Here is a 25,592-nt window from a genome sequence, read left to right as displayed (position 1 = left end):
CACTTCACCCAAAATCAGTCAAGTGTGATATTTTCACCCTTCAATCCGTTGAATGCGCCTTCGATCTTCGCATCCTCATGAGCGATAAGCCATTTATTTCTGGCTGTCATCAGACCGTCCTCTCCGTCCCCTGACATCGGAAAATCAATCTCTGTGTTGGTTCCTCTCGGAAGAACAACTACACACTGAAATCCACTCTCATTCACATGACACGGTGCATAGTGGAGCGTTGTGGCATAAACCTCGATCCCGGTTCCTGCCGGTACCAGAAATGCCTCCACCTTTGAGGTATCGTATGTAAGATCCTCTTCTATATCCTGCTGATGTCCGATAAGCAGTACAAGATCTGTCACTGCTACATTGATCTCGGAATTCCGATGATATTCCAGGGCATTCAGCTTTTTATTGTGACCATTGCAATATCCGATCTGGACAGGTAATCCACCAAACGCTCTGTTTTTCAGCTCTTTTTCCACATCGAGAGCTTCCAGCTCCTCTGCTGACGGAACATATACCACATCCTCCGGAACCGGTGTATGCTTCATCTCCTTCAGAAGCGGACCGAAATTGTATCCCTCCAGAACCTTTCCGTATCTGCGGAAAGCCGGATCTGTTACTTTCTGAATTTTCACGATTTAACCCTCCTTACAAAATTACTGTTTCACAGCTTCTCTGTATCTTCGTTTTGAACTGAAAAAAGCATACCACATCATGGTATGCTTTTCGCCGCTTTTCTTGACTCATTCATAGCACTTTTTTGACATTTTTATGATTCTGACGCTCCACTCTTCCCGGCAGGATCCCGTAACGCTTTACAAATTCCCTGGAAAAAGCCCTGCTGCTTGCAAACCCGTTGTCAAGTGCGATAGAGCTGATGGTATGATCTGTATGCAAAAGCTCCTTATAGGCGTATGCCATGCGGATATCCTGTAAATACGTCTTAAAATTGACCTTCGCATATTTTCGGAACATCCTTGACAGATATGCATCGGAATATCCGAACATGGCTGCAAGTCCGGAAAGCCTGAGATCCTCCTTGTAATGCTCCCGCATATAAGTGGTTATTTTTGACAAAGCATCCAATCTGCGGCTGATCTTCAGCGCATTCTCCTCCACCTCTGTTTCCCTGTATGCGGAAACCATAAGATAAAGGACTTCATAGAACACTGCCCTGATACGGAATTCGTACCCCGTTTCCCCGGATACGTACACCCGGTACATCTCCCGGATCAGAGAAACCATCCGCCTGTCTGTTTCCTCAGACTCTTCGTTTCTGCTCTGAAAACGGATAAATCTCTGAGCGGTAAAATAATCCGAAAACTGCTTCAGCGGGATCTGCAGTACGATGGTCTCATTACGTACTGGCGCCTGAATAGAATGTACTTCATTGGAATTAATGATCAGAAACTCCCCTGCCTTCAGAGGATACTCTTTCTCATCGATATAGAAATAAAGGCTCCCCTCCATCACCGCAAAGATCTCGATCGAAGTATGCCAGTGTTTTTCCCTTACATAATTTCCGTTTCTTCCTTCAAAAAGAAAAAGCTTAAAAGGAAATCCCTCATTGGGAATGATCAATTCATGCTGAAACTCCATGCTCCTTCTCCCTTTCCTGCTGTCCGGTCTGGACCCGGCGCATCATACTTCCGTAAAAAGCCGCCAGGATCTGCTGAAATAACGTTCCGATCATAACCGGAAATAATGTTTCCGCCGGAAAATACGCTCCCGCGATCACCGCACCGGCGCTGATGTTCCGCATTCCGGAACCATAGATCATGGAAACCGTTGCCTCTTTATTCTGTCTTGTAAGAATGGCAATGATCCAGCCAATGGCATATCCCCCTGCTGCCAGGACCAGGATCGCTGCTGCTACCTCCAGCCGTTCTCCATTAAGATGCTTCATATAAGGAGAAACCTTGGAGGAATTGGAGGTTACCACAAAGATCAGGCACATTTTTGAAAAAGGTGCCAGCTTTTTCGGCCAGATCTCCATAACCTTTCCATGGCTGACTTCATTAAGGCACATGGCAAGGACTGCCGGCAGAGCGATCATGAAAACCAGCTCCTTCATCATTCCCACAGTATCCATTTTTACGCTGGAGCCCACCAGGAGCTTCAATACTGCCGGGATCAGAAAGGGAGCCAGGATCGTATCGATCACAACCAGTGAAAGTGACAGCGGACTGTTTCCATTATAAATGGATACCCACATCAGACTGATCACCGCTGCAGGTACGGAAAATTCCAGCACCATTCCTGTGATATAATTCATATTGCCCGGGAACAGAAGATGTCCCAGACCGCAGGCGGCCACCGGTCCCAGCACATGAAGGATCAGCAGCATCAGGATCAGCGGAAGCGGCCGCTTAAACACATCTGCAACATCACGGAACCTGGATTTCAACGCACCGATAAAGGTCATAAATGCAAAAGCATACGTCACATAGGGCACGCCATGCTTCGCAATATCCGGAAACAGCACCCCTGTAAGCAGACAGGCCGGCGTCACAAAAGCCATCCATTTCTCTATAAAGCTGTTAAATTTTTCCAGCATATCACACCTCTTGTTTGTCTTTTTTTCTGTCTTTTTTTACAGTTTATCACAAAAAAACAGCGGTGCAAGAAAAAAATCCCCTGTTTTATAGCCGATTCCGGACAAATATGATATGATAGTATCCATCCAAAAGCAACCTGAAACCAGGGCGGACTACAGATAACCGCCAAAATGATCATTTTTTATGATCTGGAAAACGAGGCAAAAAATGATTTCTTTAATTATACCATGCTTCAATGAGGAAGAATCCCTTCCGCTTTTTTACCCGGAAGCCACTTCTGTCCTCAGGCAAATGAACTGTGATTATGAGCTGATCTTTGTGAATGACGGTTCCAGAGACAGAACCCTTGAGATTTTAAGAGAGCTTTCCGAAAAGGATCCTCATGTGATCTATCTTTCTTTTTCCAGAAACTTCGGAAAGGAAGCTGCCATGTATGCAGGCTTCTGCAATGCCGGCGGCGATTATGTAGCAGTAATGGACGCTGATCTTCAAGATCCGCCGTCCCTTCTCCCGGAAATGCTGGAGAAGCTGGAATCCGGAGAATATGACAGCGTTGCCACCAGACGTGTCAGCCGTGACGGAGAGCCACCTATCCGGAGCTTTTTTGCCCGGAAATTTTATCAGCTGATCAATAAGATCTCGGATGCAGATATTGTGGACGGCGCCAGAGACTTCCGTCTGATGAAGCGCAGTATGGTGGATGCCATCGTCTCCATGAGTGAGTACAACCGCTTCTCCAAGGGAATCTTCGGCTGGATCGGTTTCCGCACCTGCTGGCTCCCCTACAAAAATATCGAACGCGTAGCCGGTGAGACCAAATGGAACTTCTGGAAGCTGTTTAAATACGCCGTCAGCGGCATCATCAATTTTTCTCAGGTACCGCTGACCATCGCCTCCTGGTTCGGAACGACCATGACCGGTTTTTCCTTTCTGGTCCTGGTAGCCATCATCGTCCGAAAGCTGATCTTCGATGATCCGGTCCCAGGCTGGGCTTCCACTATCTGTGTCATCATCTTCATCGGCGGCCTGCAGCTTTTCTGCCTGGGTATCATGGGACAATACATAGCCAAAACCTATATGGAGGTCAAGCAGCGCCCCCATTACATCATAGCAGAGTCCAACAAAAAGGACTTTACACCCATACGTTGATTTTCTATTCTGTCGGCAGCTCGACCACCTGATATTCGTGGCCCAGCGCCGGCAGGATTTTTTCTTTTACATCACTGGTCTTCATCAACAGAGTGGAAGTATTGATACACGGATGGCATCCGAAATATTCTTCATCCAGGACTTCTTTATCGATCACCAGGTGTACCTTCTTTTCTTTATCAAAGATCAGTCCCATCAGACTTAAGGACCCCGGGGTAATGTTCAGATATTCCTCCATCTGCTCTCCGTCTGCAAAGGAAAGTCTGGCTGTTCCGATCTGTTTGGACAGAAATTTTGTTTTAAATGGCTTCTCTCCCGGCATCAGCAGCAAATAGAAATCCGTTTTCTGTCGGTTGCAGAGAAAAAGATTTTTGCATATCTGCGCTCCCAGAAGCTGATCCACTGCCTCGCAGGCCTCCATGGTCATCAGTGCTTCATGATCTGCTCTTTTATATTCAATCCCAAGACTATCCAGAAAATCGTACACTGCGATTTCCTTCTCCAGACGGCCCTCGGTGTTCTCCGGTCTTCCTGTATAGACTGTTTTGTCAATTCTTGGTTCTTCCATGATGTCTCCTCCGTTATTTTTACATTCTCATATGTCCAGGTCTTAGTCGCAGCACATTACGCTTTACTGCTTCACCCGTAACCTGCCGATTTGTTTAATCATAGCACACCTGTAACAAATAAGATACTCCGGATTTCCGTCTGACTATTGACGATATCAGCCTCGGATGCTATACTCTCAGGCAGAAAGGGAATGAAGTTCTCCCCCGATCTTTATCGAAACCGCCAATGAGCTGATGACTTCTGTGCAATGCACGGGGTTATCAGCTTTTTTTGATGGATTTTTCAAAACGGGGAGATTGAAAGGAGTTACTATGACAAAAGAAACTATCCAAAAAGAACATCGGATCCTGCAGCTGAAATACGCTGTCCTTGCAGTGGTCGTGGGAATCTGCGTCGGGATCGTAGATACTATCTTCGGCCGGGGCCTGCTGGCGATCTCTGATCTTCGCACCGCATACTGGCAATATCTGCTGCCTTTCCTGCCTCTGTCCGGACTTCTTATTGTGTGGATGTATCATCATTTCAGCACCTTAAGCTTAAATGGCATGTCCCTGATCTTCGAAACCGGGCAGAAAAAAAGAGACCAGATTCCTCTGGTTCTTGTCCCTCTGGTAATGATCGGCACCTGGATCACTCATCTCTTCGGAGGAAGTGCCGGCCGTGAAGGTGTTGCCGTGCAGATCGGTGCTACACTCTCCCACGAGGCCGGACGCAGGCTGCATATCCGGGAACGCAAGCCCGTCATGCTGATCACCGGTATGGCTGCCGGTTTTGGCGGTCTGTTCCAGACGCCATTAGCCGCTGTATTTTTTGCCATGGAGGTGATCGTTGCCGGATATCTTGAGTACGATGCGCTGCTGCCGGCACTTATCGCCGCATATACAGCCTCCTTCACCTCTCATTTCCTGGGACTGGAAAAATTTGCTGTGGATATCCAAGACACTTGGACTGTGACCGATCTCCGAAGCATGATCTCTCTCATTGCTCTCGGACTTGCCTTTGGTCTCGCAGGACGATGCTTTTCCGTACTTCTTCAGAAAGCCAAGAAATTATTCGGGGAAAAAATCTCAACTCCGCTGATCCGCATCGGTGTCATGGCCATTCCACTGGCAGCTCTGCTGTTTGTGATCCATGGCGGACGCTACACAGGTCTTGGAACCAATCTCATCTCCGCTTCCTTTGCCGGAGATACGATCTATGGATATGACTGGATTCTGAAGCTTCTGTTTACTGTATTTACACTTGCCATCGGTTTTCAGGGCGGCGAAGTGACACCTCTGTTCTCCATCGGCGCTTCCCTTGGAGTCGTCCTAGGTTCCATCCTCAGGGTTCCTCCGATGATCTGTGGGGCACTTGGATACGCCGCAGTATTCGGCAGCGCCACCAACACCCTCATCGCCCCGATCCTCATCGGCCTGGAAGTCTTCGGCACCCGAAACACCATCCCCCTTATCCTGGTATGCATCCTCGCTTATCTGGTCAATGGAAATCACTCCATTTATGGAGCACAGCAGAAGGCACTTTGCAGGTTTGAGGAGTAGATATGTACATATTTTTTATTCGGTCATGACTGACTCGGTTGTGGCCGAATAAAAAATATTTGATACGCACAAATAAATTGACTTGCTCAACATGTCGATCATTTTTCTGTATAATTGCCTCTTTCTTTTCTAATATATATTCTTTTAATTAAGCGATATCTTCTCCCCATTTATAGAAATCCAATAATCTTTTGTTTTATGTTTTATGATATCTATTATTTTAATGACTACTTATTATTTTCCATCCAGAAGAATTTTTTTTCATAGCTCTGACCCAATCCTTTAAAAACCCGATTGGAACCATCTTCTGTCCATTTGCAGAAACCCAGTAGTCCTCTGGGTATTTTTTCAGATATCCATAGTAAACGTTTTCGCTTCCTTCTGCTTCGGAAAACGGATTATTTCCACAATAGCAGAATAGTGCTGTTAAATCCGGAAATATACGAATCCGCACTGATAAATCTCCGGATCATAATACCGGTTCTTCAGATAGTACATTCCGGTTTCTTCATCGTAGTAGTAGCCTCTGTAGCGGAACGGGTTGATTTTTCCAATAGTGCCGGCTTTGCTGCCGGTGATGCTCATGATTTTTCCCCAGCTGTTATACTTGTATTCTACTACAGTCTCTCCGGCGTCGTCAATCAGTGCAATGACATCATTCTGCAATAGTAAATTTTTCGTTACGGTTCCCTCCGACAGCTTTCCAATCTCCCACGTTCATGCTATACTAAACCTATCTCTGTCTGCCCGTTTCAGTCATGGGGCAGACTTATTTTTTTCAGGAAAGGATTTATTTATGAAGCGTATCAAAAATATCGATCTGCTCCGTGCGGGGGCGATCCTCTACATTATGCTGTATCACTGCTACGTTCTGTCCGGGCAGCCATGGCAGTCGCATACAGCCATCCACACACTTCTGACTCTTGGAGGTGAGGTAGGAGTTACACTGTTTTTCCTGTTAAGCGGATATGGGATTTATCTTTCCCTTTCTTCTTCGGAGGCGCGATGCTGTCTCCCCGGCTGGCGGGCCTTTATGAAAAAGCGCTGCATCCGCATTATGCCCCAGTATTATGTATGTATCACGGTCCTTCTGATCTTTATGTCCACGCAGATGTTCAGCAATGAGGGACTTCGTCACATCCTTGCGTACTATACGTTCACGGAGAACTTTTCCCCGGTGACTCATGGTTCCATCAATGGTGCGCTGTGGACGATGGGCGTGATCTTTCAGTTTTATCTGATCGCCCCGTTCCTTTATAAGGCAGTCCGGAAAAACTGGCTCGTCTCTGCCATTGTGTCCATTGTTTTCACTGTTATCTGCCGGTTCGCAGTTGTCCGTTATCTCCACAATTCCGGGATTTCAGATAACTCTGTATATTTTGTATACGAGCGTCAGGTATTCTCTGCGCTGGATAATTTTGTGCTGGGAATGGCTGCTGCCGCTTTCTGGAAACAGACCGGAGATCGTATGCAGGATTACCGGCTGAAGCTTGGACTTCCGGTTTCTATTGCAAGCGCCACACTGATCCTGGTATGGATCTTTTATTATCACAGTCACGGGCTTTATGGCACTGCTCCCTCCGGTTATCCGGCCCATTCCATCCTGGCGGTCCTGCTCAGTATACTACTTGTGGGATTCTCCCTCCTGCCGGAAATGGATTTCAGATTTCTACGTCCACTGTATTTCGTGGCACGGAACCAGTACGGGATCTATCTGTGGCATATGCCCATCATTATGATCCTGCAGGCCAATGCTCCATGGTTCAACACCATGAGCCAGCAGCGCTTCTGGCTGTTTTTGCCATGTATGGTTGTCATCACCTGCGTATTCGGCTATTTTGCAACCCGTTTTATCGATCATCCCGCTTCTGCGAAAAAGAAAGGATAACTTCCCATGAAAGACAGAACCGCCGTTAACCACAATATCCGCAAGCATTTTAATGAACTAATCTACAACACAGCCCGTTACACAGAGATCGCGTTATCCATCGTGATCATTATCGTGATCGCACTGTCCGGACTGCGTCTGATCCTTACAACTGCCGGTACCTCCATCATGGATATGGACACCAGCTTTTTTACCAGTTTCCTGTCACAGGCACTGTCTCTTGTAGTCGGTGTGGAGTTTGTAAAAATGCTCTGCCGCCATTCCGCCCAGACTGTTGTCGAAGTCCTGCTTTTTGCAACAGCAAGGCAGATGGTCGTGGAACATCTCGATCCTGTACAGACACTGATCGGGATCATCGGTATCGCCATTCTCTTTGCCGTCCGGAAATATCTGATGACGGACAGCGATGATATGACCCCGCATCAAAAGAACGCTTCAGAAGAATCCTCAAAAAAAGCTTTCTCTTCTGAGTGCAAATGAGCATAATTGCAGAAAAGCTCCAACTGTATCCCGATATTGATACGGTTGGAGCTTTTCTTATAAATTGCATTGATATAAACCCTATACGATACTATTGTCCACGTCGGACCAGTTGCATGCCACAGCGGCTATCTCCAGATAATATACCCCGCATAGATCAGGTACATACACACCATGGAAATTCCCTCTTTCCGGCTGATCCTCTGCTTTGTGGCCGCATAAATCCACACGATCAGCGAGAACACGATAAGTATGACAATATCAATAATATTTTCCCGGATCAGTGCCACCGGATTGATGGCAGATGCAACTCCGAGAACCATCAGGATATTAAAAATATTGGAGCCTACCGCATTTCCCACAGCCATATCCACTTCGTTCTTTCTGGCTGCAACCACGGAAGTCACCAGCTCCGGAAGGGAAGTTCCGATAGAAACAATGGTCAGTCCCACCAGTGTCTGGCTCATTCCAAGATCAATGGCAATGCGGCTGGCAGCATCCACCGTAAGATCTCCGCCAAAGGCAATGGCAAGTGCGCCTCCCACAATAAAGAGGATGCTCTTCGGCCAGGAAAGGATGCCGATTTCTTCTTCCAGCTCTTCCATTCCTTCCATGTCCACATTTTTTCCTGCTGCCCTGGCCTTCATGGCACTTTGGATCATTACCACAATATAGCCTGCAAAAAATCCCAGCAGGATCATTCCATCCAGATGACCAAGTCTCATTCCGATCGTATCTCCTGCTGCCAGGATCCCCAGCCCCAGAAGAAGGAGCGCACAGATCATGGAAAACGGAATATCCCTCCGGATGGTTTCCTTCTGTACCAGGATCGGCGTCAGGATGGAACAGACTCCCACAACTACCATCAGATTAAAAATATTGGAACCTACCACATTGCTGACCGCAAGCTCATTGTTATTGACCAGTGACGCTGTAACGCTGACTGCAGTTTCCGGCAATGATGTTCCCATTGCCACAATAGTAAGGCCGATGATGATCGGCGGCACCTTCAGCCTTTTTGCGATACTGGAGCTTCCTTCTACAAAGAAATCCGCACCCTTCATCAGGAACACAAAGCCGATCACAAGAAAAACTAACACAAAGATCAGCGGTGAACTGTTTACCAGATTTTCCATTTTTCTTCTCACTTTCTTTTTTTATTTCCCATAACCCGGAGATTCATTGTCGCCCGCCTTGCTGAAAAAATTCTTTCCGGCATTCTTTTGTTACATAAAAAAGACCCATGTATGCCCTGCTGCAATAAAATATAACAAAGCATACATGAGTCTCATTCTTTAAGATTTGCCAGGTTTTTCAGAAAAAACCGGGTCTGTTGACAAATCACACTTACGTGCGAACTACTCCCTCATGGAATTAAAATTTTCAATTTTTTTCAATTTAACAGAATTGTTTTTAAAAGTCAACCCCTGGCCGGTGACTTTTCTTTATCGAAAGCACATATTTTATGTATCTTTATTATTTTCCGCTTTCAGAAACAATCCCTTTCAGGATCTGTAAGACTCCATCTTCACTGTATGACGGACATACTTCCCTTGCTGCTGTCTGCACTTCCTCTCTGGCATTGGCTACTGCATAGCTCATTCCCGCTTTCTGGAGCATGGCAATATCGTTGAGGTTATCTCCGAATGTACAGGTTTCCTCCTGAGAAATTCCTAACTGTTGCTGGATAAATTCGACAGCTGTACTTTTTTCGCCCTCCGGCGGTGTACTGTCCATCCATTCTTTTCCGGCAGCCGCCAACGTTACCTTATCCCTCCATGCCGGTGTAAAATACGGTGCACAAAGCTCCTCGCACCGTTCCGGGTGATAAACAGAGAATTTCAGCACCTGTTTTCCCTGAAGAGAAGAAAGATCATCCACTTTTCTCATATCATAACCATAGGAATCCCGCAGCCACCGGAACATCCTTCCATTCTCATTCTCCGCATAGCAGCACTCCGGTGTGGCAATAAAACAGTCACATTCCAGCATTTTTTCTTTCACCATATGATGCATGCGTTTCCAAACCTCATCCGGAAGTGTATGTACCTTCAGGATCTTATCATTCTTCCGGATCACCGTACCGCCATCTGACACAAAATACACCAGATCCTTCACCGGCTCAAACAGCTTCCTCTCACTGTCATACTGCCGCCCGGAACACACCACAAAGGTAATTCCCAGCTCAGTCAGCTTCCGGATCACTGTCATATATTCCGGATTGATAGTCATGGTCCCGTCTTTTACAAGAGTTCCGTCTACGTCTGTTGCGATCAGTTTTATCATGTTGTTTTTACTCCTCTCCCATCTGAAATACCAATATCCTCTCTCTCTGATTTTTCCCTTCAAAAAGATCCTGGCAGTCGATCTCGTCCAGGAATTCCAGTTCCTCTACGGTCATCAGATATGAAATATATTCGTCAGATGGATAATAGAAAAACAGTAGCATTTCTCTTGTTTTTTCGTACCAGGATTCCCGGATGCGGCCGATGACGCTTCTCAGTATTTCCACAGAAAAGGGATTGAAAAAATAAAATCTGTCTGCGGACTCCGGCACCTGAAAAAGGGCCGCATTCTCCAGTATAAATGATGTTTTTGTCCCGGAAACAGCCCGCTGCCTGTTTTCTTCTGCGGCTTTTGTCATACGTTCATCGTACTCCACGCCTGTAGTCCGGCATCTGACCTGCCACGCCAGAAAAAAATCCACTCTGCCTTTTCCACATCCGTAGTCGATCAGATGATTCTTTTTCCCCAGATATCCACAATAAGCCAGCCGTTCCAGCACCCCGTACGGCGTTGGCTCGTATGGATAACAGTACTGATCCGATCTGGAATCGTCACGACCGGTGGTTTTGATCTTCAGCAGCTTATCATATTTTACTTCATTTTGATCCATGCTTCTGTTAATCTCCGTTCGCTACATCGGGCAGCTTCGTTTTTCCTCTTTATCCATATCTCCATGGACATACCTGGCATTGAACTCCATATTGATCTCACGGATCTCTTTCTTTCCGTCAATATAATCCTGATACATATCCGCAAGTCTCGCCATACAGCCATCACAGTTCGCGGAAATATTTCCAAGAGATTCCTCCACGATCTGTTTACGTTCCTCTTTTGTTGTATCTTTGATCAGATATCCTGGCATTGTTTTTTCCTCCTGATAGGTTCACCTGTGTTTCAGGTATTCTGTATTTTTGTTATTGTTCACTTTTTCTTTTGAAAAAAGCTGCTTGTATCAAACAAACAGCTTTACAAAAATTTTTCTTTTCTGTTTTTTTATTCTACTCTGGCCCACTACCAGTGTCAATACAATTTTTCGCTTGTTTCCGAAACACAAAACAAAAGCCTCCGGAACAATTCCAGAGGCTTTATACGTGCGTTAGAGGATTCGAACCCCCGACCTTTTGGTCCGTAGCCAAACGCTCTATCCAGCTGAGCTAAACGCACATCTTTGTTGCTTTTCCTTTGTGATATTTCGTATCACCGCTGCAACAATATGTATGATACTCTAAGACCAATAAAATGTCAAGGGTTTTTTGAAACTTTTTTTGATTTTTTTTAAAAATATTTTTTATTGCTATTTTTGATGCAAAAGCAACAGTTTTTTAATTCCGTCTAAGTGCCTCGATCGGGCTCAGTTTCGCTGCCTTTTTCGCCGGATAGATTCCGAAGAACACACCTACTGCACAGGAGAACAGCGTAGCCGCCAGGATGGTTCCCGCACTGATCCCAGGTGTGATGGTCATTCCCATACTGCTGCTGATCACCGCACAGATCACATAGCCGCCTGCAATCCCCAGCACAATACCGATCAGCCCGCCTATGATCGTCAGGATCGCCGCCTCCGCAAGAAACTGTAACATAATAGACGAGGTTTTCGCTCCAAGGGATTTCCGGATACCGATCTCCCTGGTACGCTCTGTGACGGATACCAGCATGATGTTCATAACACCGATACCACCTACCAGAAGGGAAATGCCCGCAACAAAAGAGATAAACGCAGTCACCATACCAAGCATCTGATTCATGGATTTCATAACATCCTGGAAGCTCTGTACCTGGAAATATTCATCTCCGGCACACTGGTGACGTCTCTCAAGAAGATTTATGATCTTATCTGCGACCGCCTGGGAATCCAGACTCTTATCCGCCTGAACTATGATCTGATAAAATTCTCCGCTGCTTCCGGTAAAGTCGTCCATGGCCGTATAAGGCACATTTATGGTCACCGGCATTCCATCGTAAGTATAGCTGACAAAGGTTCCGTTCTCTTTCTGTGTGGTGACTCCGCAGATGCGGAATGTCTTGGTCAGATCATAGCAGGTAATGTCCAGTGTCATTCCCACTACATCATCCGTTCCGAAAAGCCTCTTCGCATCGGCATCGGAGATCACGCAGACGTTTTTTCCCTCTTCGATCTCCTTCTGCCCGAAATAGCTTCCGTACTTCACAGAAGCATTGTCCACCAGCTTGGCATCCTGGGCCTCCCCGGTCACTGTAAGATTAAAATCACCCTTTCCGGTTACGGTCTCGCCTGTATAGGAATCTGAAACATTAACACCTTCCACGCCATCCAGCTCCCGGACTGCATCAATATCTTCCGGCTCGATCCAGACCTGGTCTGCTATGGCATCATCACTGCAGTAAACAGCGATCTGGCCGCCGCCGATATCATTGATCTCGCTGTTCATCTGATTCTTCGTACCCTCACCGATGGACACAATGGCGATCACAGATGCGATACCGATGATGATCCCTAACATGGTGAGAAAGGATCTTCCCTTATTGGCCATGATATTATGGATCGCCATTTTGATATATTCATAAATATTACTCATTAGCAGTCTCCCCTGTCTCTGCTGCACTGTCACTGTCTGCCGCTGCTGCCTCTGCCTTCATTCCCTCTTCCAGGGAGCCCAGATCCTCGATGACCTTATCTCCGGCTTTAATGCCATCTGTGATCTCAACAGAATCCTCGGAACTGATTCCTGTTGTGATATCCTGCTTCGTGATCACACCATCCTTCAGCACATAACAGAAAGAACCATCCTTGCCGATATTTACCACGCCTGCCGGAAGCGTTACCACATTCTCTGCCTTTTCTGCATAGATCTTTACCTTCGCATCTACTCCCAGAAAAATATCCTTGTCCGGCTTGTCGATGCTCACTGTGGCAGAGATCAGTGTGGAGCCCTTTTCGTTAGTTGTCGCAATGTGACTGATCTTAGTCACCTTGCCGGTATATTTCCTGTCGCCGATGGTAATGTCCGCATTCTGGCCTTCCTTTACCTTATCGTAGTCATACTTGGACACATTGATATCAACGCTGACCTTATCTGTATTCTGCAGGGTAAAAAGCTCCATTCCCTGTGTTGCCGCTGCGCCCTGCTGGACTGCTGATTTGGAAATGACGCCGTTAAAATCCGCCGAAATGCCTTTCTTTCCTTCTTCTACCAGCTCTTTCGCAGATTTTGCATCCAGCTCAGTAAGATTGTTGCTGACACGCATTTTTTCTTTCTCTTCTTCTGTAAGGCTGGCAGAATCCGCCTCTGCAATGGATTTCTGGGAAGCAAGGTCCGACTGCAGATCCGCCAGATCAGAGGTTGCCTGTTCGATCGCATTCTCAATGGCAGAAGTATCCACTGTACTTCCTGCAGAAGAAGCATCCGCAGATGCATGATCTGTCAGCCCCGGTGTTTCCTCTGAAGCTCCATCGGTAACAAAATCACCGGCTGCACTACTGCTGTAATCGGAATACTCCGGCATTTTTGGCTGGCTGACCTTCTTATCCTCATAAGCTTCCTTTGCTTCCTGGCAGGTGATCTCTGCCTGACTTCTTGCTGCTTCCGCTTCATCCAGCGCCTGGGCATTCTCATCGCTCTGGTCTGCCTGCCACTGTGCAAAAGCCATCTTATAACTGGTATCTGCCTGATTATAAGCATTCTGTGCCGTTACATAATCGGAATTCAGCTGTCCCAGCTCCTGCTGGTACTGCGGAAGTGTCTCATTCTGATATGTAGTCAGCGCTTCTGAATACGCTCTCTGAGTCTCTGCATCCCTGGCAGCCTGGGCCTCTGCCTTTGCCTGGGTCTCCGCCTGGGCCTGTGCCTGCGCATCTGCCGCAGCCTGAGCCTGTACAGACGCCAGCTGTGATCTCAGGGAAGCCAGATAATTCTGCTGCTCCCTTACCTGCTGTTCCAGACTGGAAACCTTTGCTTTTGCACTGTCCTGCTTCTTCTGGGCCTCATTGGATTTATTGATGGAATTTTTATAATCATACTGTCCGGACTGTACATTCAGCTCTGCTTTCTGATTATCCCTCTCCAGATCCTTCACTTCAAACTCTATCAGCTTCGTTCCCTTTGAAACCGTATCGCCTTCTGCGAAGGATACGCTTTTGATCTGTGCGTTCACAGGAGAATAAAAGGTCTTCTGCTCATCACTGACAACGGTTCCGGTTGCATCTACGATCTCCTCCACATCTCTTGTCTCCGCTTTGGTAACAGCAACCTGCGGAATCTGTGATCCCCCGCGGCCTGCACCTGATGCCGCATAAATACCGCCTGCCACAACAGCCACTGCTGCCACACCGATCACAATCTTTTTCCCTTTTTTCATTCTTAAGCCTCCTCGACAAATTCCTCATTGATCGTATCTGATTCAATTTTTCCATCCATGATCCGGACCACACGTCTGGCCTGAGCCGCGATCCCATTATCATGAGTGATCAGGATCAAGGTTTCTCCTGATCTGTGCATTCCCTTCAGGATTTCCATAATTTCCCTGCTGGATGCAGAGTCCAGATTTCCCGTTGGTTCATCTGCCAGGATCACCGGCGGCCTGGCTGCGATAGCTCTGGCAATAGCCACACGCTGCTGCTGTCCCCCTGACATTTCGTTTGGCTTATGATCCATACGTTTCTCAAGTCCGACTTTTTTAAGAGATTCCACAGCAAGCTTTCTTCTTGTTTTCCGGTCGATCCCACGATAGATCAGAGGAAGCTCCACGTTTTCCAGCGCCGTAAGATTTGCGATCAGATTAAAGCCCTGAAAGATAAAACCAATCTCCTTATTTCGTACCACCGAGAGATCATTATCCTTCATTGTGGATACATCTGTTCCATTCAGATAATATTTCCCGGAGGTGGGGACATCCAGACAGCCCAGCATGTTCATAAAGGTGGATTTTCCGGAACCGGACTGTCCGATAATAGCCACAAATTCACCCTTATGGATCTCCAGATTCACATGATCCAGCGCCCGCACCTCATTTTCTCCGGGATTGTAAACCTTGCACAGATCTACTACCCGTACCAATGCATCTTCCATAATAAAATTACTCCTTGTAAAGTAAATCAGTCCCAGGCAAGCCCCTCCTCTGCTTATTGCTTTTCGCCATTGAAACAGAGAGCTTCCCTGATCAGGTTAAAAATACAGAGCGAAGTCTGCAGGGGATACTGCTGTTTCTCGTCAGAACGCTCCAAGCCAAAACAGCAGCAGGCAGACTGCTCTGTCATTTCCGGGAAACCCCCGCTCATTGATCTGTAACGAAAAGATTACCTGAATGTCTTCAGAACTGACACACATTTATACATCTGTTTATGCATCAAGTAAAAACGCCTTATATGCCTTGTATGCCTCATATACATCCGCCTTGCTGGTAACCTCCCACGGAGCATGCATACTCAGCACTGCTACGCCACTGTCGATAACCTCCATTCCGTAAAGTGCCGCAATATAAGCGATGGTTCCGCCTCCGCCAAAATCAACCTTTCCAAGCTCTGCTGTCTGGAAAGCAACATTGTGATCATCAAAAATCCTGCGAACTCTTGCAACGTACTCTGCATTGGCATCGTTGGAACCGGATTTTCCTCTTGCCCCGGTGAACTTATTAAGAACGATACCGCGTCCAAGATATGCTGCATTCTTTTTCTCAAAAGCCTCACCATAGGCCGGATCATAGCCGGCACTTACATCGGAAGAAAGCATGCTGGAATTACGGAGAGCTCTTCTTAATGCAAGCTCGGAATAGCAGCCCATTCCGTCCAGAAGCTCTGCCACGCTGTTCTCAAAAAATCTGGACTGCATGCCTGTGGCACCAACGCTTCCGATCTCTTCCTTATCTACAAGGAGACAGCAGCCGGTACGCTTCGGTGTCTCCTCCATCTCCAGCATTGCCGCAAGGGATGTGTAAGCGCATACACGATCATCCTGTCCATATGCTGCGATCATGCTGCGGTCAAGTCCACAGTCTCTTGCCTTTCCTGCCGGAACGATCTCCAGCTCTGCTGAAAGAAAGTCCTCTTCCTCAATACCATACTTCTCATTTAAAATTTTCAGCACATTCTGTTTTACCGCATCCTTTTTGGAATCATCCGGAAGCTCTGCAAGAGGTCTGCTGCCGATCAGGATATCCAGCATCTCACCCTCAATAACCTCTGCAGCCTTTTTCTGGAGCTGTTTTCCGGAAAGATGGATCAGAAGATCTGTGATGTAAAGTACCGGATCTTCCGCATCCTCACCAATGCTGATCTCCACAATGCTTCCGTCCTTCTTTGCAACAACACCATGCATGGCAAGAGGCAGTGTCACCCACTGGTATTTCTTTACACCACCATAATAATGGGTATCCAGATAAGCCAGATCCGTATCCTCGTACAGAGGATTCTGCTTGACATCCAGTCGCGGAGAATCGATATGTGCACAGAGAATGCTCATACCTCCGGAAAGCTCTTCCGTTCCTACATGAAACAGAGCAACGATCTTCTTCATCCCTACCGCATAAACCTTGTCACCGGCCTTGATCTTCTCGCCTTTTTCAAGCTTCGACTCAAGAGATTCATATCCGGCAGCCTCTGCTTCCTTCACGATTTCTGCAACACATTCCCGTTCCGTTTTTCCTTTATCCAAAAATTCTCTGTAAGCCTTCGCAAGCTTCTCCATTTCTGTCTCTTCTGCTTCCTTATAAGAAAGCCACGCATTTCTTCTTTCCATTTTAGTGGTCCACCTTTCTTTATAGCTTCCGGCAGCTGCCGTTTCTCATCATATTATCTGCAATCTGTCTACTATTATAGGTCAAACATTTACGAATTTCCACCGCAATTCCCATTCTTTACAAAATCTTTATGATTCGTTATAGTAGTTCTTAAGAATTGGCCCTGTATCCAAAATTTTCAGGTATCTCACACACGGAAAGCTTTCTGTTTCACCGTAGACTTTACCTGTATGCTCCAACAGGGCAAAGGAGGAAACAACATGCAAGCATCTGCTCAGCTAAAAGAGCTTCTTCACAGCATCAACCGCAAAAGCTATCCTGCATACAAGTCTCTGCGGGGTGCATACCAGTTTGACCGTTATATTTTGTCCATTGACCACGTGCAGGGGGATCCTTTTGCCTCTCCCTCTCACATCAGTGTGAAGCTTTCCCACCGAGACACCGGATTTCCGGCAGAATATTATAAGGATTCCCTGACCCGCATCACACTGGGAGACTTTCTGAACCGCCAGTTTGAACAGCAGGTAAACCGTTATACCTTCCGTGCAAAAGGCTCCGGAAAAAGCGGCCTGATCTCAGTAAGCCACTGTGGTCAGGAGGTTCTTGCACGTACCGCCTGTGAAATAACGGAAAAAGGCATCACTGCCCGTTTTTTCATCGGTTTCCCGGCCAATGGCAGAACCATCAACTCTCCCGAACTGGAAAAAATCCTCTTCGATTTTCTTCCGGCCTGTATTCACAAGGCATTTTTTTACCGGAATCTTGACCAGGAAGCGCTGAGAAAAGCCATCTGCCTTGCCGAAGATCAGGCATTTATCCGTCAGGAGCTGAAAAAACGTTCTCTGGCTGCCTTTGTCAATGACGGCGCTATCCTCCCCAGGGAAAGCGGCATCTCTTCACGCCCGATGAAAAACTCTGTTCCTTTTATTTCTCCGGAAAGCCTGAGGGTTTCCATGGAGCTGCCCCACAGAGGAACCATCACAGGCATGGGCATTCCCTGCGGCATCACCTTGATCGTAGGTGGCGGCTACCATGGCAAATCCACCTTACTTAACGCACTGGAGCTGGGAATTTACGATCACATTTCCGGCGATGGCCGGGAGTATGTCATTACTGATCCTTCTGCTCAGAAGCTTCGCTCTGAGGACGGCCGTTTTATCAAAGATGTGGACATTTCTCTTTTTATCAACGATCTTCCAAATAAAAAAGACACCCTCTGCTTTTCTACAGAGGATGCCAGCGGCAGCACTTCACAGGCTGCCGGTATCGTGGAAAGTATGGAGGCAGGAAGTAAAGTCTTTCTCCTTGACGAGGATACCTCTGCCACCAACTTTATGGTCCGTGATTCCTTCATGCAGCGGGTGATCTGCCGGGAAAAGGAGCCCATCACTCCATTTCTGGAACGTGCCCGGGATCTCTATGAAAAGGCAGGGATCTCCACTATCCTGGTTGCCGGAAGCTCCGGAGCTTTTTTCCATATTGCGGATACTGTGATCCAGATGGATAATTATCATCCGGTGGACATCACAGCAGTCACCAAAAAGCTCTGTCAGGAATATCCTCTCTCAGACATTGAGGCCCCTGCATTTCGCCTTCCAGAAAGCCATCGCATCATGACCAGGGCCAAAGTGGCTCCATCCCGCCACAGCCGTCCCGGACAGCCGGAAAGACTGAAAACCAAGGTTCACGGCAAAGATGGCTTTTCTCTTGGAAAAACCGAAGTGGATCTCCGCTATGTGGAGCAGCTGATCGACTCCGAGCAAACTGCATCCCTGGCGTTGCTTCTGAAATATGCCTGCGAACATCTTATTGACGGAAAACGTACTCTGCCGGAGATCATCACTTATCTGGATACTCAGCTGAAAAGGCAGGGATTGTCCTTCTTCTCGGAAGGCTCTTATATTCCATGCGGTTATGCCATGCCCAGGATCCAGGAAATATATTCCTGCTTTAACCGCTATCGCAGGCCGTAGCTGTGCCTGAAGCTGTATATCCAATAAATCTCAGACAACAAAAAAATGCTGCCGATAAACATTGGAAATCTTTATCTCCTCTGTCATTCGGCAGTTTTTTTCTGCAATGCAAAACCACCGTCCTGTCGGCTCTGTCTTGCCAATGGAACGGTGGTTTATCTTCATACATATTTTAGGGAAAAGAAAGAGTTTTTCTTAAGAGCTTCTGTTCTCTTAAGATGTTTATATCATACAGGATAAATGTGAGAGAAATTTGTACAATTTCTAATAAATTTATAAAATTTATTAACGAAGTCTAATCATTTTCCAAAATAATCCTGCTGATCATTATTTACCATGGTCTTCCGGAAAAACCCGAAATATTACAGCCGTTTCTTTCGCTTTTTAGTCGTGTCTCTGCTCTTTGTTATCATATGTCTCACAGAATCTGGCAGCAAAAGCCGGCGGCTCCTGATGCGCATACAGATGAGAAATGTCTCCAAAAGAGCTCATACGGAAGGACGCGATCCCTTTTCGCCTCTCCTCTGTAACAATGGTACTCACCGATGACGGCGCCGCACAGAAATTCTGCAGCATCACCAGCGGAGAGATACTGAGAAGATAGCTGATGAGTACACAGCTTACACCGAAATGGCAGAAAAACACAAGCGTATCTTCATTGGCTTTTTCTGCTCTGTAATAATGTCCTTCCCGAACATAGCCATGCTCTGCCAGAACTTTATCAAAATTCTGTGTGACCCAGTCATACTCTTCTTTCATTTTTCCCTCTCGCAGGATGTCATTATCCCACCAACGGTCAAAGCTGTAGAAATTTTCGATCTTCGTCCAGTCCTGGGGAAGCCAGTCCCAGGGAATGATCTTTTCCCCATGAAGATCCGGTCTTCTGATCTTTACGTCGAATTCTCTCAGCCACTTGCATTCTGTAGCTGTTCTTCCGTTTTTCTTCAGTGTGCAGGATGCGGTATCCTTTGCTCTTCCAAGCGGAGAAACATAAAAATCCCTGACATCAAGAGCTGCGATCTTTTCAGAAAGAAATTCCGCTTCCTTCCAGCCCTTTTCGGTCAGGGAATCTATTGTGTAATCCGGGTCTCCATGTCGTATAAAAAGTAATTTCATCTTTTGGTATCCTCCATTTCATAACCTGGATTTCCATTATATTCTTATTTTTTCAGTTGTCAATTCCTGATAGCTTCTGCTGCAGGGATCAAACCTGATCCGCGGTTTCTCCATGGAGCACAGCCTGCTGCTCCCTCAGCTCATAAACTGCCTTTTTCAATGCCTGAAAGCTCTCCTCACTGATTATGTGCTCGATCCTGCAGGCATCATGAATCGCTGTTTTTTCCTGGACTCCCAGTATCATCAGCCAGGAAGAGATCAGCTGATGACGTTCATATACCTTATCGGCAATCTTATGTCCGTCCTCTGTCAGACGGATATCTCCGTTGTCGGCTACTGTGATGAGATTTTTCTGGCGAAGATTCTTCATGGCAACACTGACACTCGGTTTCTTAAAGCCCATCTCTGCCGCGATATCCACAGCTCTTACAAGAGAACTCCTGTTTCCAAGGATCAGGATCGTTTCCAAATAATCTTCAGATGATTCATTTGATCTCACGTTATTTACACCTCCCTCGGTTTGTTAAAACTAACCAAGTTAATCATAACATACTTTAGGAGAATGAGCAATGGTTTTTAATGCTTTCTGTTTAGTTCTGCCTCAATTGCCAGAAGGCACTGGCTGGAACATATCTGCAGAATTCTGGAAATTTCCAGGAGTTTTTCCCTGGAGCAGTTTCCCCGGAGCAGTTCACAATATCCCTGAAATTTCATCTGTACCAGGATATGTACCAGCTCGTGATCAACTTCTTGTCCACATTCCTTTTGAAAACGTTCATTAAGGATCTGCTCCATTTTCGTACAGGCATCCTCACGGAAATTCTCATATCTGGTACCTTCAGCTCCATCTATGAGGATTTTTGCGATGTCCCTGTTTTCCCAGATAAATTCCATAAGTATCCTGTCATATTCTTCCGGATGCAGTTGTTTTTCCTGATTCGTAAAGTCTCCCATGATCCGCTTCAGATCCTCTACCGTCTCTTCCACGATTTCTTCAAAAAGAGCTGCTTTACTTTCAAAAAAGAAATATAGCGCTCCCGTAGTCACCTCTGCTTTTTTGCAGATCGCACGAAGAGAAGCCTTCAGAAATCCCCTGTCTCTGAATTCTTCCTTCCCCGCTTCCAGAAGTCTGCTCCGCACAGCATTTTCTGATTTTTCCATATTTTACGCACTCCATCATTTTTCCTGCATTCCGCTTTGCAGGAAAATTCCGCTTATTTCTGACCAGCTGTTAATTTTTTAGCAATCTGATCTTACTGATATTTTACCTTAAATCGCTGAAAAAAGAAAGTATTTTGTACCCCGTGTCAATCTGTCATCGGGGAATCTCCACGGTCTGTAACGATTTCATAGCCTACAGACTCCACACGTCTGGTAAGGCACCCTCTGCACTCTGCTGCTTCCTCGCCTGTACAGATCTTGTTATCATAAAGCTCATACTGTTTACGGTTCTTCACCGGAGAAAGATTGGGCATTACTACATTTGCACCCGCCTGAAAACCCTTTTCCCTGCCTCTGGGGTCCAGGGTCCCCAGTGCTGTGGTTGCCGGAAGAAGTACCTGTGGAAGCAGGATCCGGATGACAGACAGCAGAAACAGTGTCAGATCCACACTTCCTGCCGGTTCCTCTGCAAATTTCGTATCATGGTGCGGGACAAATGGTCCGATCCCCACCATATGCGGATTCAGGTCTTTAAGAAAAACAAGGTCTTCCGCCAGATACTCCAGCGTCTGTCCCGGCGCACCTACCATAAATCCGGCACCTATCTGATATCCCAGCTCCTTCAGGGTATAAAGACACTGTTTACGGTTTGCAAGACTTAAACTCTCCGGATGAAGATAACGATAATGTTCCTCACTGGCCGTCTCATGACGGAGTAAATAGCGGTCTGCTCCAGCATCTTTAAATCTCTGATAGCTTTCTTTTGATTTCTCCCCAATGGACAGCGTGATCGCACAGTCCGGATATCCCTGTTTGATGGACCGGATAATGTCAACCATCCGATCATCATTAAACCATGGGTCTTCCCCTCCCTGGAGCACAAATGTCCGAAATCCCAGCTCATATCCATTCTCGCAGCACTGCAGGATTTCTTCCTTTGTAAGGCGGTAACGGCTGGCATTCCTGTTAGAACGGCGGATCCCGCAGTAATAGCAGTCATTTCTGCAGTAATTGGTAAATTCTATCAAACCTCTTGTATATATTTTATTTCCAAAATATTTTTTCTGTATACGGACAGCCTCTTCCCGAAGCAGACGAACCGCATCCGGATCCTGGTATAAGTGCAGAAGTTCCGGATATTCTTCCTTTGTCAGCTGTCCTTCTTTTATAAATTTTTCAACGATCCCCATACTTTATCTGTCCTTCTCTTTTATTTACAAAACTATCTGTAAAAAATATTTTATCACAAAAAAACAGATATTGCACAATATAAGTATACATGCAATATCTGTTCTTACAGAATGGTTACTGTTCATTCCCTTCTTAGTAACACAGAATGATCCAATTTTTATTTAATAAGATCCTTTACAACCTCACCGGCAATGATCAGTCCCACTACGGAAGGCACAAAGGCATTACTTCCCGGTACCTGACGTCTCTGAGTACATTTTCTTTCTGTTCCCGGAGGACAGATGCAATGAGACTTGCAGCTGATCGCCATATCATCAATTGGAGTCATTGGCTTCTCCTGTGAGTAAACCACCTTCAGTTTTTTGATTCCCCGTTTTTTCAGTTCACGGCGCATGACCTTTGCAAGGGGGCAGACAGACGTTTTATAAATATCTGTCACTATAAAACCTGTTGGATCCATCTTATTTCCGGCCCCCATAGAGCTGATGATCGGTGTTCCTGAAGCCTTTGCCTGCTCTACGAGCATCAGCTTTCCAGTTACAGTGTCGATCGCATCGACTACATAATCATACTGGGAAAAATCAAAGGAATCTGCTGTCTCCGGCACATAAAATGTTTTGTGGATATTTACAACTGCATCCGGATTAATTTCAAGAATACGTTCTCTGGCCACGTCAACTTTATATTTCCCTACGGTCTTTCTTGTTGCGTAAATCTGGCGATTGATATTGGTGAGGCATACTTTATCATCATCAATGAGATCCAGGGTACCTACGCCACTTCTGACCAGTGCTTCCACCGTATATCCGCCAACACCGCCAATTCCGAATACTGCGACTCTGGAATTTTTCAGCTTTTCCATTCCTTCTTTTCCGATTAATAATTCTGTTCTTGAAAACTGATTCAGCATTTTCTGACTTCTCCTTATATTCTTTCCATGTATATTTATACTGACAACGGATATATTTTTTATATCTGTCCGATTTGTTTTACAACTGTCAGGATTCTATCATGGGAAAATAGCCTTGTCAATATCCCTACCAATAAGCTAGGAATATTTTCCCGTTTTCATCAATAAATTTTATGATACAAAAAAAGATCCCTAAAAAGGAATCTTACTGATACTGCGGGTAGCCGGACTTGAACCGGCACGGAGTTGCCCCCGAGAGATTTTAAGTCTCTTGTGTCTGCCTATTCCACCATACCCGCATATTCAATTAATTTGTTCAAAAATGGGGCCTATAGGGCTCGAACCTATGACCCTCTGCTTGTAAGGCAGATGCTCTCCCAGCTGAGCTAAGACCCCAAATATGAACGACCCAGAAGAGACTCGAACTCTCGACCTCCGCCGTGACAGGGCGGCGCTCTAACCAACTGAGCCACTGGGCCATACAGAATATAAAACTTTTAAAATGGACCTTCGGGGACTCGAACCCAGGACCGACCGGTTATGAGCCGGTTGCTCTAACCAACTGAGCTAAAGGTCCAAAAAGCCGATGATCGGACTCGAACCGATAACCTGCTGATTACAAATCAGCTGCTCTGCCAATTGAGCCACATCGGCGTATTAAACACCAAATGTTGAATCGAGTCAATGAATATCCAGTTTAGTTTTAAGTGACTCCAAGGGGATTTGAACCCCTGTTACCGCCGTGAAAGGGCGGTGTCTTAACCGCTTGACCATGGAGCCATATTTCGTTTTTATGTTTCGCTGTTTTGTATTTCCCTCAGCGACGAGTTAAATAATACCATACCTTTTTTATAATTGCAAGCTTTTTTTTGAAAAATTTCAATTTTTTTTACAAAGCCGGAAAACAGGCCGAAAAGCCTTATAAAATGGGCTTTCCAAGGGTTTGTATTTTCTTTTTCAAACCCTACCCGGAAAAATTTTTTCTGTTTTTTTCAAACATTGACATTATTTTTTCTCTGTATATAATTGAAAGTATGGTGACTTAAAAATCATATGAAAGGATGACAATAATGAAAGTTTTATTACTCAACGGCAGTCCTCGCAAAGAAGGCTGCACTTATACAGCTCTTACAGAGATCGCAGAAACCTTAAAGAAGAACGGTGTGGAGGCAGAAATCTTCCAGGCCGGGGATCCTTCTCAGGAAAACGTTGCTGCCGCAGCTGCCATTATGAAAGAGGCTGACGCCCTTATTGTTGGTTCTCCGGTTTACTGGGCTTCTCCTTCCGGACAGATCATCGAATTCATGGATAAATTCGCTTCCAAGGCCGGAAAGGATATGATCCACAAGCCTGCCGCAGCTGTTGCTTCCGCAAGACGTGCCGGTACTACTGCTACTCTGGATGTTCTGATCAAATACTTTACCTATCATCAGATGCCTGTCGTGTCCGGAAACTACTGGACAATGGTTCACGGCAATACCCCGGATGACGTCAGAAAGGACGCTGAAGGCCTCCAGATCATGCGCACATTAGGCAATAACATGGCATGGCTGTTAAAATGTATTGAAGCCGGTAAAAAGGCCGGTATCGACGCTCCGGAGACAGAGCAGAAGATCATGACTAATTTCATTCGATAAGCCAGAATTTCTCTGTCATAGCTTTATAAATTTATTGATTATCTCTAACAGTCAATATTTCTATTTGTAGTTACAAAAATAAGGGGCTGTCGCACTAACGTGCGGCAGCTCATTTTATATTCAACACAAAACGCCGGACTTCGAAAAGCCCGGCGCTTGTGGTATAATTAGTTTATGCTACTAAACAAAATAATACAGAGAGATTATACCTCATTTTCTCTGTATTATCAAATCAAACTTCCGCTAGATTTAGAGATTTCTATTCCATCTGATGATCCGGTTCGTCTGGTAAGTGCCTTTGTGGAGGAAATGGACCTTTCTGAACTGTATAAAACTTACGGCAGGATCAGAAAAAATCAGGCAACACCGCGTCAGATTCTGAAACTTGTTATCTATGCAGCAATGAATCGGATCTATTCAAGCC

At 46.0% G+C, this 25,592-nt stretch carries 24 protein-coding genes, 7 tRNA genes, 1 pseudogene and 1 riboswitch; of the genes and pseudogenes, 7 read left to right on the top strand and 25 right to left on the bottom strand.

The annotated features are described in order from the left end of the window. Nucleotides 1-14: 14 nt before the first annotated feature. The 3 genes from BLP57_RS11755 to BLP57_RS11745 form a co-directional block, all read right to left on the bottom strand. Nucleotides 15-632, bottom strand: a complete 618-nt coding sequence (locus tag BLP57_RS11755) for a DUF4867 family protein (RefSeq protein WP_021651856.1) — start codon at nucleotides 630-632, stop codon at nucleotides 15-17. A 112-nt stretch (nucleotides 633-744) separates the two neighbouring features. After that, complete coding sequence (locus BLP57_RS11750; RefSeq protein WP_092071936.1) at nucleotides 745-1,596, bottom strand: AraC family transcriptional regulator; 852 nt, start codon at nucleotides 1,594-1,596, stop codon at nucleotides 745-747. Beyond that, on the bottom strand, nucleotides 1,580-2,554 hold the full coding sequence (locus BLP57_RS11745) for a bile acid:sodium symporter family protein (protein ID WP_022426937.1): 975 nt from the start codon (nucleotides 2,552-2,554) through the stop codon (nucleotides 1,580-1,582). Before BLP57_RS11745 ends, BLP57_RS11750 begins: the two co-directional genes overlap by 17 nt. Before the next feature lie 208 nt (nucleotides 2,555-2,762). Between BLP57_RS11745 and BLP57_RS11740 the strand changes: the two genes are divergently transcribed. Beyond that, entirely contained in the window at nucleotides 2,763-3,704 is a 942-nt protein-coding gene (locus BLP57_RS11740) for a glycosyltransferase family 2 protein (protein ID WP_022426936.1), read from the top strand. Between the two features lie 4 nt (nucleotides 3,705-3,708). Here the strand turns inward: BLP57_RS11740 and BLP57_RS11735 are convergent, their stop codons facing one another. Continuing rightward, entirely contained in the window at nucleotides 3,709-4,272 is a 564-nt protein-coding gene (locus BLP57_RS11735) for a prolyl-tRNA synthetase associated domain-containing protein (protein WP_021651853.1), read from the bottom strand. 179 nt (nucleotides 4,273-4,451) lie between these two features. After that, nucleotides 4,452-4,524: riboswitch (Fluoride riboswitch) on the top strand. A gap of 61 nt (nucleotides 4,525-4,585) precedes the next feature. On the opposite strand from BLP57_RS11735, the gene BLP57_RS11730 reads away from it, so the two are divergent. Further along, on the top strand, nucleotides 4,586-5,815 hold the full coding sequence (locus BLP57_RS11730; protein WP_175442981.1) for a chloride channel protein: 1,230 nt from the start codon (nucleotides 4,586-4,588) through the stop codon (nucleotides 5,813-5,815). Nucleotides 5,816-6,241: 426 nt separating this feature from the next. Here the strand turns inward: BLP57_RS11730 and BLP57_RS11720 are convergent, their stop codons facing one another. After that, nucleotides 6,242-6,481 carry an RHS repeat domain-containing protein gene (locus BLP57_RS11720; RefSeq protein ID WP_092071930.1) on the bottom strand — a complete coding sequence of 80 codons (240 nt, stop codon included), beginning with the start codon at nucleotides 6,479-6,481 and terminating at the stop codon, nucleotides 6,242-6,244. Between the two features lie 130 nt (nucleotides 6,482-6,611). Between BLP57_RS11720 and BLP57_RS11715 the strand changes: the two genes are divergently transcribed. Both BLP57_RS11715 and BLP57_RS11710 read left to right on the top strand, forming a co-directional pair. Beyond that, complete coding sequence (locus BLP57_RS11715) at nucleotides 6,612-7,703, top strand: acyltransferase family protein (protein ID WP_092071927.1); 1,092 nt, start codon at nucleotides 6,612-6,614, stop codon at nucleotides 7,701-7,703. 6 nt (nucleotides 7,704-7,709) lie between these two features. Next, a complete protein-coding gene (locus BLP57_RS11710; RefSeq protein WP_092071924.1) occupies nucleotides 7,710-8,183 on the top strand; it encodes a transporter in 474 nt (157 codons plus the stop codon). Nucleotides 8,184-8,311: 128 nt separating this feature from the next. On the opposite strand, the gene BLP57_RS11705 is transcribed toward BLP57_RS11710, so the two are convergent. The 9 genes from BLP57_RS11705 to BLP57_RS11665 all read right to left on the bottom strand — a co-directional run bounded on the left by BLP57_RS11705 (nucleotide 8,312) and on the right by BLP57_RS11665 (nucleotide 17,179). Further along, the gene (locus tag BLP57_RS11705) at nucleotides 8,312-9,319 is read right to left on the bottom strand and encodes a calcium/sodium antiporter (protein ID WP_092071921.1); all 1,008 of its coding nucleotides are present in this window, start codon (nucleotides 9,317-9,319) and stop codon (nucleotides 8,312-8,314) included. A 340-nt stretch (nucleotides 9,320-9,659) separates the two neighbouring features. Beyond that, a complete protein-coding gene (locus BLP57_RS11700; protein ID WP_092071918.1) occupies nucleotides 9,660-10,469 on the bottom strand; it encodes a Cof-type HAD-IIB family hydrolase in 810 nt (269 codons plus the stop codon). A gap of 7 nt (nucleotides 10,470-10,476) precedes the next feature. Next, nucleotides 10,477-11,079, bottom strand: a complete 603-nt coding sequence (locus BLP57_RS11695) for a class I SAM-dependent methyltransferase (RefSeq protein ID WP_092071915.1) — start codon at nucleotides 11,077-11,079, stop codon at nucleotides 10,477-10,479. A gap of 21 nt (nucleotides 11,080-11,100) precedes the next feature. Further along, nucleotides 11,101-11,331, bottom strand: a complete 231-nt coding sequence (locus BLP57_RS11690) for a hypothetical protein (protein WP_015527478.1) — start codon at nucleotides 11,329-11,331, stop codon at nucleotides 11,101-11,103. A gap of 228 nt (nucleotides 11,332-11,559) precedes the next feature. Beyond that, nucleotides 11,560-11,633, bottom strand: a tRNA-Arg gene (locus BLP57_RS11685). Nucleotides 11,634-11,791: 158 nt separating this feature from the next. Next, nucleotides 11,792-13,024 carry an ABC transporter permease gene (locus tag BLP57_RS11680; protein WP_015527479.1) on the bottom strand — a complete coding sequence of 411 codons (1,233 nt, stop codon included), beginning with the start codon at nucleotides 13,022-13,024 and terminating at the stop codon, nucleotides 11,792-11,794. Then, a complete protein-coding gene (locus BLP57_RS11675; protein ID WP_092071912.1) occupies nucleotides 13,017-14,804 on the bottom strand; it encodes an efflux RND transporter periplasmic adaptor subunit in 1,788 nt (595 codons plus the stop codon). Before BLP57_RS11675 ends, BLP57_RS11680 begins: the two co-directional genes overlap by 8 nt. Before the next feature lie 2 nt (nucleotides 14,805-14,806). Continuing rightward, nucleotides 14,807-15,514, bottom strand: coding sequence for an ABC transporter ATP-binding protein (locus tag BLP57_RS11670; RefSeq protein WP_021650257.1), 708 nt, complete (start codon nucleotides 15,512-15,514; stop codon nucleotides 14,807-14,809). Nucleotides 15,515-15,784: 270 nt separating this feature from the next. Further along, nucleotides 15,785-17,179 (bottom strand): aminopeptidase, encoded by a 1,395-nt coding sequence (locus tag BLP57_RS11665; protein ID WP_022427054.1) that lies wholly within the window; start codon nucleotides 17,177-17,179, stop codon nucleotides 15,785-15,787. Nucleotides 17,180-17,440: 261 nt separating this feature from the next. Here BLP57_RS11665 and BLP57_RS11660 point away from each other — a divergent pair, with 261 nt between their 5' ends. Next, nucleotides 17,441-19,153, top strand: coding sequence for an ABC-ATPase domain-containing protein (locus BLP57_RS11660; protein WP_092071909.1), 1,713 nt, complete (start codon nucleotides 17,441-17,443; stop codon nucleotides 19,151-19,153). 384 nt (nucleotides 19,154-19,537) lie between these two features. Here BLP57_RS11660 and BLP57_RS11655 read toward each other — a convergent pair whose 3' ends face one another. The 11 genes from BLP57_RS11655 to BLP57_RS11605 all read right to left on the bottom strand — a co-directional run bounded on the left by BLP57_RS11655 (nucleotide 19,538) and on the right by BLP57_RS11605 (nucleotide 24,311). Continuing rightward, nucleotides 19,538-20,269 (bottom strand): histidine phosphatase family protein, encoded by a 732-nt coding sequence (locus BLP57_RS11655; RefSeq protein ID WP_021650251.1) that lies wholly within the window; start codon nucleotides 20,267-20,269, stop codon nucleotides 19,538-19,540. Between the two features lie 88 nt (nucleotides 20,270-20,357). Next, complete coding sequence (locus BLP57_RS11650) at nucleotides 20,358-20,768, bottom strand: metal-dependent transcriptional regulator (protein ID WP_021650250.1); 411 nt, start codon at nucleotides 20,766-20,768, stop codon at nucleotides 20,358-20,360. A gap of 77 nt (nucleotides 20,769-20,845) precedes the next feature. Further along, nucleotides 20,846-21,430, bottom strand: coding sequence for a TetR/AcrR family transcriptional regulator (locus tag BLP57_RS11645; protein WP_092071906.1), 585 nt, complete (start codon nucleotides 21,428-21,430; stop codon nucleotides 20,846-20,848). Between the two features lie 146 nt (nucleotides 21,431-21,576). Then, nucleotides 21,577-22,620, bottom strand: coding sequence for a [FeFe] hydrogenase H-cluster radical SAM maturase HydE (gene hydE / locus BLP57_RS11640; RefSeq protein ID WP_092071903.1), 1,044 nt, complete (start codon nucleotides 22,618-22,620; stop codon nucleotides 21,577-21,579). Between the two features lie 158 nt (nucleotides 22,621-22,778). After that, nucleotides 22,779-23,531, bottom strand: a complete 753-nt coding sequence (locus BLP57_RS11635) for a tRNA threonylcarbamoyladenosine dehydratase (protein WP_059086183.1) — start codon at nucleotides 23,529-23,531, stop codon at nucleotides 22,779-22,781. A gap of 215 nt (nucleotides 23,532-23,746) precedes the next feature. After that, nucleotides 23,747-23,830, bottom strand: a tRNA-Leu gene (locus tag BLP57_RS11630). A 24-nt stretch (nucleotides 23,831-23,854) separates the two neighbouring features. Then, nucleotides 23,855-23,927, bottom strand: a tRNA-Val gene (locus BLP57_RS11625). Between the two features lie 9 nt (nucleotides 23,928-23,936). Next, nucleotides 23,937-24,010, bottom strand: a tRNA-Asp gene (locus BLP57_RS11620). A 24-nt stretch (nucleotides 24,011-24,034) separates the two neighbouring features. Next, a tRNA-Ile gene (locus BLP57_RS11615) sits at nucleotides 24,035-24,108 on the bottom strand. Between the two features lie 4 nt (nucleotides 24,109-24,112). After that, nucleotides 24,113-24,185: transfer RNA gene (locus BLP57_RS11610), tRNA-Thr, on the bottom strand. 54 nt (nucleotides 24,186-24,239) lie between these two features. Then, nucleotides 24,240-24,311, bottom strand: a tRNA-Glu gene (locus BLP57_RS11605). Between the two features lie 290 nt (nucleotides 24,312-24,601). On the opposite strand from BLP57_RS11605, the gene BLP57_RS11600 reads away from it, so the two are divergent. Together BLP57_RS11600 and BLP57_RS18065 are read left to right on the top strand one after the other, a co-directional pair. After that, a complete protein-coding gene (locus BLP57_RS11600; RefSeq protein WP_059086184.1) occupies nucleotides 24,602-25,168 on the top strand; it encodes a flavodoxin family protein in 567 nt (188 codons plus the stop codon). Nucleotides 25,169-25,342: 174 nt separating this feature from the next. Beyond that, nucleotides 25,343-25,592 (top strand): annotated as a pseudogene (locus tag BLP57_RS18065) (IS5/IS1182 family transposase); the annotation flags it as partial.

The organism is Blautia sp. SF-50 (genome assembly GCF_900101315.1).
Taxonomy (GTDB): Bacteria; Bacillota; Clostridia; order Lachnospirales; family Lachnospiraceae; genus Blautia_A; species Blautia_A fusiformis.
This window is presented reverse-complemented; position numbering and strand designations above follow the sequence as displayed.

Excerpts from the sequence above, each read along its gene's own strand:
- BLP57_RS11710 (WP_092071924.1), top strand. The coding sequence starts at position 7,710 with ATGAAAGACAGAACCGCCGTTAACCACAATATCCGCAAGCATTTTAAT.
- BLP57_RS11745 (WP_022426937.1), bottom strand. The coding sequence starts at position 2,554 with ATGCTGGAAAAATTTAACAGCTTTATAGAGAAATGGATGGCTTTTGTG.
- BLP57_RS11730 (WP_175442981.1), top strand. The coding sequence starts at position 4,586 with ATGACAAAAGAAACTATCCAAAAAGAACATCGGATCCTGCAGCTGAAA.
- BLP57_RS11700 (WP_092071918.1), bottom strand. The coding sequence starts at position 10,469 with ATGATAAAACTGATCGCAACAGACGTAGACGGAACTCTTGTAAAAGAC.
- BLP57_RS11695 (WP_092071915.1), bottom strand. The coding sequence starts at position 11,079 with ATGGATCAAAATGAAGTAAAATATGATAAGCTGCTGAAGATCAAAACC.
- BLP57_RS11680 (WP_015527479.1), bottom strand. The coding sequence starts at position 13,024 with ATGAGTAATATTTATGAATATATCAAAATGGCGATCCATAATATCATG.
- BLP57_RS11645 (WP_092071906.1), bottom strand. The coding sequence starts at position 21,430 with ATGGAAAAATCAGAAAATGCTGTGCGGAGCAGACTTCTGGAAGCGGGG.
- BLP57_RS11675 (WP_092071912.1), bottom strand. The coding sequence starts at position 14,804 with ATGAAAAAAGGGAAAAAGATTGTGATCGGTGTGGCAGCAGTGGCTGTT.
- BLP57_RS11750 (WP_092071936.1), bottom strand. The coding sequence starts at position 1,596 with ATGGAGTTTCAGCATGAATTGATCATTCCCAATGAGGGATTTCCTTTT.
- BLP57_RS11735 (WP_021651853.1), bottom strand. The coding sequence starts at position 4,272 with ATGGAAGAACCAAGAATTGACAAAACAGTCTATACAGGAAGACCGGAG.
- BLP57_RS11665 (WP_022427054.1), bottom strand. The coding sequence starts at position 17,179 with ATGGAAAGAAGAAATGCGTGGCTTTCTTATAAGGAAGCAGAAGAGACA.
- BLP57_RS11715 (WP_092071927.1), top strand. The coding sequence starts at position 6,612 with ATGAAGCGTATCAAAAATATCGATCTGCTCCGTGCGGGGGCGATCCTC.
- BLP57_RS11740 (WP_022426936.1), top strand. The coding sequence starts at position 2,763 with ATGATTTCTTTAATTATACCATGCTTCAATGAGGAAGAATCCCTTCCG.
- BLP57_RS11670 (WP_021650257.1), bottom strand. The coding sequence starts at position 15,514 with ATGGAAGATGCATTGGTACGGGTAGTAGATCTGTGCAAGGTTTACAAT.
- BLP57_RS11705 (WP_092071921.1), bottom strand. The coding sequence starts at position 9,319 with ATGGAAAATCTGGTAAACAGTTCACCGCTGATCTTTGTGTTAGTTTTT.
- BLP57_RS11660 (WP_092071909.1), top strand. The coding sequence starts at position 17,441 with ATGCAAGCATCTGCTCAGCTAAAAGAGCTTCTTCACAGCATCAACCGC.
- BLP57_RS11635 (WP_059086183.1), bottom strand. The coding sequence starts at position 23,531 with ATGCTGAATCAGTTTTCAAGAACAGAATTATTAATCGGAAAAGAAGGA.
- BLP57_RS11655 (WP_021650251.1), bottom strand. The coding sequence starts at position 20,269 with ATGAAATTACTTTTTATACGACATGGAGACCCGGATTACACAATAGAT.
- hydE (WP_092071903.1), bottom strand. The coding sequence starts at position 22,620 with ATGGGGATCGTTGAAAAATTTATAAAAGAAGGACAGCTGACAAAGGAA.
- BLP57_RS11600 (WP_059086184.1), top strand. The coding sequence starts at position 24,602 with ATGAAAGTTTTATTACTCAACGGCAGTCCTCGCAAAGAAGGCTGCACT.
- BLP57_RS11690 (WP_015527478.1), bottom strand. The coding sequence starts at position 11,331 with ATGCCAGGATATCTGATCAAAGATACAACAAAAGAGGAACGTAAACAG.